Annotated in this window: 8 protein-coding genes; 2 read left to right on the top strand and 6 right to left on the bottom strand. The window is 68.9% G+C overall.

Translation table 11 applies throughout. The features are described 5' to 3' along the window. Positions 1–52: 52 nt before the first annotated feature. Together Q4V64_RS04870 and Q4V64_RS04865 are read right to left on the bottom strand one after the other, a co-directional pair. Complete coding sequence (locus Q4V64_RS04870) at positions 53–1,327, bottom strand: HAMP domain-containing sensor histidine kinase (protein ID WP_253266696.1); 1,275 nt, start codon at positions 1,325–1,327, stop codon at positions 53–55. A gap of 176 nt (positions 1,328–1,503) precedes the next feature. Beyond that, positions 1,504–1,719, bottom strand: coding sequence for an MbtH family protein (locus Q4V64_RS04865; protein ID WP_124437326.1), 216 nt, complete (start codon positions 1,717–1,719; stop codon positions 1,504–1,506). A gap of 271 nt (positions 1,720–1,990) precedes the next feature. Between Q4V64_RS04865 and Q4V64_RS04860 the strand changes: the two genes are divergently transcribed. Continuing rightward, positions 1,991–3,583 carry an MBL fold metallo-hydrolase gene (locus Q4V64_RS04860; RefSeq protein WP_124437325.1) on the top strand — a complete coding sequence of 531 codons (1,593 nt, stop codon included), beginning with the start codon at positions 1,991–1,993 and terminating at the stop codon, positions 3,581–3,583. Positions 3,584–3,595: 12 nt separating this feature from the next. Then, complete coding sequence (locus Q4V64_RS04855) at positions 3,596–4,399, top strand: alpha/beta fold hydrolase (RefSeq protein WP_124437324.1); 804 nt, start codon at positions 3,596–3,598, stop codon at positions 4,397–4,399. A 36-nt stretch (positions 4,400–4,435) separates the two neighbouring features. Here the strand turns inward: Q4V64_RS04855 and Q4V64_RS04850 are convergent, their stop codons facing one another. From Q4V64_RS04850 to Q4V64_RS04835, 4 genes are all read right to left on the bottom strand, one after another. Next, positions 4,436–5,089: a response regulator transcription factor gene (locus tag Q4V64_RS04850; protein WP_124437323.1), complete on the bottom strand. Its 654-nt coding sequence runs from the start codon at positions 5,087–5,089 to the stop codon at positions 4,436–4,438. Positions 5,090–5,349: 260 nt separating this feature from the next. Then, the gene (locus tag Q4V64_RS04845) at positions 5,350–5,586 is read right to left on the bottom strand and encodes a hypothetical protein (RefSeq protein ID WP_303709010.1); all 237 of its coding nucleotides are present in this window, start codon (positions 5,584–5,586) and stop codon (positions 5,350–5,352) included. 45 nt (positions 5,587–5,631) lie between these two features. Then, positions 5,632–6,660 carry a ParB/RepB/Spo0J family partition protein gene (locus Q4V64_RS04840; RefSeq protein ID WP_253266694.1) on the bottom strand — a complete coding sequence of 343 codons (1,029 nt, stop codon included), beginning with the start codon at positions 6,658–6,660 and terminating at the stop codon, positions 5,632–5,634. A 220-nt stretch (positions 6,661–6,880) separates the two neighbouring features. Further along, positions 6,881–7,963: a ParB/RepB/Spo0J family partition protein gene (locus Q4V64_RS04835; protein WP_301184459.1), complete on the bottom strand. Its 1,083-nt coding sequence runs from the start codon at positions 7,961–7,963 to the stop codon at positions 6,881–6,883. Between the last annotated feature and the right edge of the window lie 314 nt (positions 7,964–8,277).

Below are 8,277 nucleotides of genomic sequence, written 5' to 3'. Positions count from 1 at the left end.
ACCCGAGGTACACGAGGCGGCGCCTCAACCCGAGGCGCTTGCCTACGACCACTCAGACAGCCACCACCGGCGGCGCAAGAACCGGCAGCGCCACCCGCACCGACAGCCCACCCCCGGCGTTGGCCGTCGCCCGCACGGTCCCCCCATGGGCGTTGGCGATGGCCGCGACGATGGACAGCCCCAGTCCCGCGCCCTCGGACGAGCCGGTCCGGTCGCGGTGCAGCCGCCGGAACGGCTCGAACAACTCATCGACCTGCTCCGGGGGGACGTGCGGACCGGTGTTGGTGACTACCAGCCCGCTGTCGGGGGACAGTTCGACCAGGACGTGCCCGCCGGCGACGTTGTGCCGGATCGCGTTCTGCACCAGGTTGGCGACCAGTCGCGTGAGCAGCACTTCGTCGCCCGAGACGGTGACCGGCCGTGCGGTGACGGTGAGGATGATGCCGCGCTGCCGGGCGAAGGGCGACTGCTCGGAGATGACCTGGCCGACCGCGCCGGCGAGGTCGACCGGCGCCCGGGTGGTGAGTTCCTGTTCCCCCTGCGCGAGTACGAGCAGGCCCTCGATGAGCCGCTCGGAGCGCTCGGTGGCGCGCAGTAGTTCGTCGCGGATCTGGGCCACCCGCCGCGGGGACGGGTGGGCGAGCCCGATCTCGATGGCCGTGCGCTGGATGGCGAGCGGGGTGCGCAGCTCGTGGGAGGCGTTGGCGACGAAACGGCGCTGGCTCGCCAGGGAGCGGTCCAGCCGGTCGAGCATGGCGTCGAAGGTGTCGGCCAGCTCTTTGAGTTCGTCCTGCGGCCCGGTCAGCGCGATGCGTTCGTGCAGGGTGGACAGCGACAGTCGGCGGGCGGTTGCGGTGACGCGGTGCAGCGGGCGCAGCAGCCGTCCGGTGAGCCACCAGCACACCACGAACGCCAGCAGCACGATGGCCGCGCAGGCGAGCAGGCTGAACATGAGCTGGGTGTGCGCCAGTTCCTGCTGGAACTCGGCCTTCTCGTCGACGATGAAAGTCGAGCCGGGGCGTGACACGTCGAGGGGGGCGGACTTGGACGGCTGGTACGGCACTTCCGAGCACGGAGTGTCCGCCGGCCGCATGTCACACGGGATTCCGGCGATTTTGCCGGGTGAGGCGAAGTTGTCCAACTTGTCGCCGACGGCCCATTGCTGGAACTGTTGCGCGACGATCAGTACCGCCAGGGTGATGACCATGAACACGCCGCCGTAGAGCAGCGTCATCCGGGCCCGCACCGAGCCGTTGATCATCGAGGGGACGCGCCGCACGGTCCCTGCCGGCCCTAGCCTCACGATCTGCACCCGCTTCCTGCCCATGGCCTCATTGCCGCAGATCACCGATAAGAGGCCAGTTAACACTTTCGGTCACCGCGCGGAAACCTCGCCCACGAGGGCGGGCGGCTCGACGGACGCGGAGACACGCGCGAACAGGCCGACGGCCGTGAGGGCCGTCGGCCTGCGGATGGGCAGGGCCGCGGGGCGGCGGGTTGCCGCTAGTTCTCGCCTTTCATGGCTTCGATCAGGCTCTTGGGCCGCATATCGGTCCAGGACTTCTCGATGTACTGGAGGCATTCGTCCCGAGACGCATCTCCGAAGACGGTTTTCCAACCGTCGGGCACATTCACGAAGACCGGCCACAGCGAATGCTGGCCTTCGTCGTTGACCAGGACCAGATACCTTGCGTCGGGATCCTCAAAAGGATTTGGCACCGCACTTTCCTCACTTCTCGGCGACAAGGGACCGCAGCGACGGGCTGATGCACCGTGACACATGTCCGGGCGATGAATCAAGCCGCAAACTGTGCCTTGTTCAACTGCGGCGTTACGCGGTTGAACAGCGGCAGCCCGGCCGTTGACGCATCAGCGGCGCTGTGATGCTTTGGTATTCGCCGCGCACGCCGTAACAAGTATGCGCGGATGCGGTTCGCAGCGATCGGCACGGCAGCAGAACGGCAGTGGAAAATCTGAACGGGAGGGCCGAATGCCTGAAAGCCAAGAGACAGTATTTCTCCGCTCGAATGCGATCATCGAACCACTGGTCGACAGATTCTATGCCTGGATGCACATCGTCGCGCCGGCTCAGGGGTCCATGAACCTGGCGAACGTACAAGTGCCGTTGCTGGAGTCGTATCTCCACTCGCCTCAGGTGCACATCGCGGCCAGCAACAACCCCGCCCTGCGCGGCGGGTATTTCATCAACGTCGAGGAGGCCCGCGCGGCCGAGGTCGGCGAGCTGCTGGACACGATCAAGCGTGAGCGCGGGGAGATGCTCGCGTTCGCCGCCGCCATCGCCGAGGCGGACGAACTGCTGCGCCAGAACGCCACCGGATTCGACCTGACCCCGCTGTACCCGAAACTGCCGCCGGCGCTCAACGGCCTGGTGGAGCTGGCCTACGACACCAGCAACCAGGCGTCAGTGCACGTCATCGAGCCGCTGCTCTACCACAGCCCGGTCTTCGACAGGCGCCGCCAGTCCGTCCAGCTGTCCCTGGACGACGGCGTGGAGCGGCCGTTCATCCTCAGCACCCCCAGGCTGCCCCGGCCGGACGCGCTGGACCTGCCCATCCCGTTCGACCACCCGGGCCTGGACGCGCTGATGAAGGCGCGGATCGAGGGCACGACCCTCGCCCGCCTGCGCGAGGCCCTCGAACTCGACGACGAGCAGGCGGCGCGGCTCGGCCGGCTGCTCGCCCCGGAGCCGAGCCTCGCGCCGGACCGGCACATCGACAGCGGCGGCCGTATCCGCTACTTCGGGCACGCCTGCCTGGTGCTGCAGAGCCCGGAGGCCGCCGTCGTGGTGGACCCGTTCATCAGCACGGACAACCGGCACGGCGACCGGTACACCCTCGACGACCTGCCCGACCACATCGACCTGGTGCTGATCACGCACGGGCACCAGGACCACATCGTGCTGGAGACCCTGCTGCAACTGCGCTCGCGCACCGACGCGATCGTCGTGCCCCGCTCGTCGCGCGGCAACCTGTGCGACCCGTCGATCGGCCAGTACCTCAAGTCCATGGGCTTTACGGTGATCGAGGTCGACGACTTCGACGAGGTGCCGCTGCCCGGCGGTGCGCGCGTGGTGGCCACCCCGTTCCTCGGTGAGCACTCCGACCTCGACATCCGCGCCAAGTCGACCTACGTGGTGCAGCTGGCCGGTCTCTCGGTGTTCGTCGGCGCGGACTCCTCCGGAATCGACCCGGTGCTCTACCAGTACGTCCGGTCGCACCTGGGCGACGTGGACAAGGTGTTCCTGGGCATGGAGTGCGACGGCGCGCCGCTGACCTGGCTCTACAAGGGGCTGCTGACCCGGCCGGTGACCAAGAAGATGAGCGACTCGCGCAAGCTGTCGGGGTCGAACGCGGCGCAGGCCGCCGACATCATGACCGAGCTGGGCGCGAACGAGGCGTACGTCTACGCCATGGGTGAGGAGAGCTGGCAGGGCCACGTGATGGCGACGACGTACACGCCGGACACGTACCAGATCCAGCAGATCGAGGAGTTCCTCACCTGGTGCAAGGCGCACGACGTGGCCGCGGAGCATCTGTTCAACAAGCGCGAGTGGCGCTGGTAAGAGGGCACGAGGATGCCGTATCTGCACACCAACGGGGTCCGGCTGGCCTACCAGCGGTCGGGGCGCGGTGAGACCGTCCTGTTCGTCATGGGCTCGGGTGCGTCCGGCTATGTGTGGGACATGCACCAGACGCCGGCGCTGCACCGGGCCGGCTACTCGACGGTCACCTTCGACAACCGGGGCATTCCGCCGTCGGAGGCCCCGCCGGGCAAGTACGCGCTGGCGGACCTGGTGGCCGACACCAAGGGCCTGATCGAGACGCTGGATCTGGCGCCCTGCCGGATCGTCGGCACCTCGATGGGTTCGCTGATCGCGCAGGAACTGGCGATCAGCGAACCCCAGCTGGTCCGTTCGGCGGTGCTCATGGCCACCCGCGGCCGGTCGGACGTGCTGCGCCGGGCGCAGTCCACGGCGGACCGGGTCCTCCAGGAGAGCGGCATCAAGCTGCCGGCGAAGTACCGGGCCGTCAACTCGGTGCTCCACATGCTCTCCCCGGCGACGCTCAACGACGACGCGTCGGTGGCGTCCTGGCTGGAGATTTTCGAGCTGGCCGGCGACGCGGAACCGGTCGCCGCCGGTCAGGAGTGGATCGACACCGACCAGGACCGGCGCGAGGACCTGAGCAGGATCACCGCGCCGTGCCGCGTCATCGCCTTCACCGACGACGTCGTCACCCCGCCGCACCTGGGCGCCGAAGTGGCCGACCTCATCCCGGACTGCGACCTCGTGGAGATATCCCGCTGCGGGCACCTCGGACATCTGGAGCGCCCGGAGCCGGTCAACGAGGCGATCGTGGAGTTCTTCGACAAACACTGAGTACGGGCACGGGACGAGTCGCCGGGCCGGCGCCGCTCACAGCCGGTATCCGCTGCCCGGCACCGTGACGATGACGGGCGGTTCTCCGAGCTTGGCCCGGAGCTTGCTCATCGTCACCTTGACGACGGTGGTGAACGGGTCGGTGTGCTCGTCCCAGGCCCGCTCCAGCAGTTCCTCGGTGCTGACGACCGCGCCCTGCGCCCGCATCAGTACTTCCAGCACGGCGTACTCCTTGCGGGACAGCGGTAGATAGCGCCCCTCGCGGGACGCCTGCCGGCGGGCCGTGTCCAGGGTGATGCCGCAGCGCTCCAGCACCGGAGGCAGAGGCGGGCCCGCCCGCCGGGCGAGCGCGTGGACCCGTGCCACCAGTTCGTCGAACGCGAAGGGCTTCGCCAAGTAGTCGTCCGCGCCCAGGTTCAGCCCCGTGACCCGCTCGTGCACCGCGCCGGAAGCGGTCAGCATCAGGATGCGCACCCGCCCCCCGAGCTGGGACAGCTGACGGCAGACGTCGTCGCCGTGCACCTCGGGCAGGTCGCGGTCGAGCACCAGCACGTCGTAGTCGTTGACGGCCAGGCGCTCCAGCGCGGTCGCCCCGTCGTAGGCCACGTCGACCGCCATCGCCTCGGCACGCAGCCCCTCGGCCACCAGGTCCGCGAGGAAGCTCTCGTCTTCGGCCACCAGAATCCGCATGACTGACATTGCCCCAGATCCGCGATAAGGCGACGGTTAACGAGAGCGGTCACCTCTGGGAAACCGGCGGTGGTCAAGGCTGGTCGCCGTGCAGTCGTTCGTAGGGGGCGGACCGGAGGCAGGCCATGCCTGATGCTGAGATCGGAACACCCGTACGGGACGAGCCACCGCGAGCCCGGCGCCGCCGCGGGCTGCGGACGCCGGCGGGCGGGGCGACGGCCGCCGGCGTCCCTTACGAGGCTGTCGCCGGGCGGCAGCGGTCATTCGGAGGAGGAAGGGGCTGGGGCGTCCTCCGCTGTCAGCGCCATCAGCAGGCCGTTGAGCCGCTCGATCAGCGGGTGCCGCGGGTTGCTGCACGTACCGCCTCGGCCGGGTCCGATCTCCAGGATCGGCCGGTTCGGCAGCCCCGAACCGCGCATGCGCCGCACCACGGTGAAGTCGGTCTCCGCCCCGTCGCCGACGATGCACGCCGGGGAGGTGGTCAGCCGGCTGCTCACCCGCACGTCCCACGCCCTGCCCGCCAGGTCCCCCCTCGTTCGGGATCATTCCGCGGCGCGCACCTGCTCCTCGAACTTCACCCAGCTCTCGGCGTACTGCCGTGCCAGATCAGCCGTCGTCCGGGTGCAGTGCTGCGGCACCGCGGCCACTAGTTCCGGCCACTCCTTCATGACAATCGCGTTGTGGTGAAGGAGCCGCAGCAACTCGCGGCCGATCTCCTTCTGGCGCAGCGAGGGATCGCGCAGCAGTTTCTCCAGGGCGTTGCCGGGGTCGTGCGTCACCGGGACCGCGCGGCGCTGGCTCCGGGGCTCCGTTGTCTCCTCCGCGACGTGCGGGGCATGCGGGGCATGCGGGGCGCCCACCGGCGGCTCGCCTACCGCCAGCCGTCGCTTGACGTCGCTCACCGTCGCCGGCGATATCCCCGCGAGCCTGGCCACCTCGCGCAGCGACGCGTGCGGGCGCTCGGCCAGCACCTGGGCGGCCCGCAGCCGTCCCGCGGCGCTGTTCAGCGGGCGTGCCTTGCCGTCGATGCCGACGCGGGTGTGCACATGCGGTGCGGGCAGGGTCGTACGACGGCGCAGGGCGGCGACCGTCTTGGCGCCGAGGCCGGTCGCGCGGGCGATGGCACGGTCCGAGGTGTGCGCGTGGGAGACCAGGATCCGTTCGGCCGCGGCGCGGCGGTCCGCGAGTGACAGCGGGAGACCGTGGGCCGTGTTGGCCTGGACGGCACAGAGGAAGGCATCCTCCGCGCTGCCGTCGAAGAAGACCGCGCTGATCTTTTCCTCGCCGCGCAGGATGGTGGCGAAAACGCGATGCACGCCGTCAATCACCTGCATGGTGCGTCTGTTGACGACAATGGGTGGAAGAGGGTTTTCCGTTTCCGCCAGGCGAATGATGTGTTCCTGATCCTGCCCCGCGGTGCGCGGCGAATCCCCCAGAAGCAGCGTCGATATCGCGACAACGACCACCTCCTGGGCGGGGCCGAAATGGTCGGGATTCATCCATTCCGGTAAATTCGTTTGCGACCCTGTCAAGGCAGGGCTGGAGATGGTGGTGACGTCGGTCTGCTCCAATGCGATCACCTCGCGCGCGATGCGGCGGCCAATTCGCGGGGGGTGGCCTCAATGTCACATGCCTGGTAAGCGCTGTCCAGTGCCCGTGGCCCTTGCAAGGACAGCTCTTCGGGATTGGCGCACGATTGCCGTCGGGAACGCCCGGAAGAAGACGCGCGGCAGTACGCGGCTCGCCTCTTTTACGAGACGGGCCGCGTAGGAGCGTATTCCGGACGCTCTGTCAACTGGCCGGTGCCGCCCGGCCCTCCTGCCCTCCGGTAAGCCGGGCGGACGCGTGCACACGCTTGTCCAGCGCCTGCGCGAATTCCAGCCAGGTGTCGGCGTTCTGCCGTGCCAGAGCGATGACCAGGGCGTCACAGTGCGGCGGCACCGCATCCGCCAGCTCGAACCACTTGTGCCCACCGATGACGTTCAACTGCAGCAGGCGCAGCAGCCGCCGCCCCAGTTCCGCGTTGCGGACGGAGGGGTCGTGCAGCAGCGGCTCCAGCAGGGACGCCGACTTCTCCCGCGGCTTGCGCACCCAGGTCCGCCGCGGCTCCGCCGACGGTTCGAACGCGGTGCCGGCCCGCCGCGTGGACCCGCCGCCGACGGCGTCCTCACCCGCGAGCAGCCGCTTTCGTACGTCGCTCGCCGTGGCCGGTGAGATCCCGGCCAGCCGGGCCACTTCCCGCAGCGACGCCTTCGGGTTCTGCGCGATGACCTCCGCCGCGCGCTGCCGGCCCGCTGCCCGGTCGACGGGGCGGACCCGTCCGTCCCGGCCCACGCGGGCGTTCAACTGCGCCTTGGACGCACTTGAACGCCGGATGGCCGCCACGCTCTTCGCCCCGAGCCCGGACACCTGCGCGATCGTCCGGTCGGACACATGGGGATGCGAGGCGATGAGCCGGGCCGCCGCCGCCCGCCGGTCCGCCTGCGACAGCGGCAGGCCGTGCCGCGTATTGGATTCGACGGCTAGTAGGAAGGCGTCGTCCCGCGACACGTCCACGAGGACGGCCTCGATCGTCTTCCGCCCTTTGAGGATGGCGGCAAGGACGCGGTGCACGCCGTCCACGACCTGCATGCTCCGCCGGTTCACGAGGATCGGCGGAAGCGGTGTCTCACTTTCCGCGAGTTGTTCGGTGTACTTCTTGTCCTGTCCCGACAGGCGCGGCGAATCGCCGAATTGCAGCAGCGATATCGGGATCTCCGTATATTCCCCGGAGGGTTCCGCCGTCTCGTCGTCGGCCGATTCGTTTGCCGAGGCAACGTTCGATGTGCTCGATGCGATGTGTGATGTACTCGATCCGGGACCTAACGTGTTCACACCATCCCCCTATGGTGTAGCGGGCGCAGGAGTGTGATACTTCCCAATCGGCGCAAGAAATTCCCGACCCGCGGCAGTGGCGCAGGGGCGGTTGAATGCGTCGCGTGAGGTCATGGCTGTGAGCCGACCTATGAGTACCCGGAACCCCCGTTCCCCGCGTATGGCTGCTTCGCCAACGCTTCTTTGCTCCGATGCTAGCCGGGGGCGTTGTGGTGTCAATGGGGCGGCAAGGGAGTCGTGCAAAGACCCTGCCATGATCATTTCTCAGCGGGGCGCGCGCAGCCGCTGGTCACGCCGCCCGGGCGGCGTCGGCC

The organism is Streptomyces sp. NL15-2K (genome assembly GCF_030551255.1).
Lineage (GTDB): Bacteria > Actinomycetota > Actinomycetes > Streptomycetales > Streptomycetaceae > Streptomyces.
This window is presented reverse-complemented; position numbering and strand designations above follow the sequence as displayed.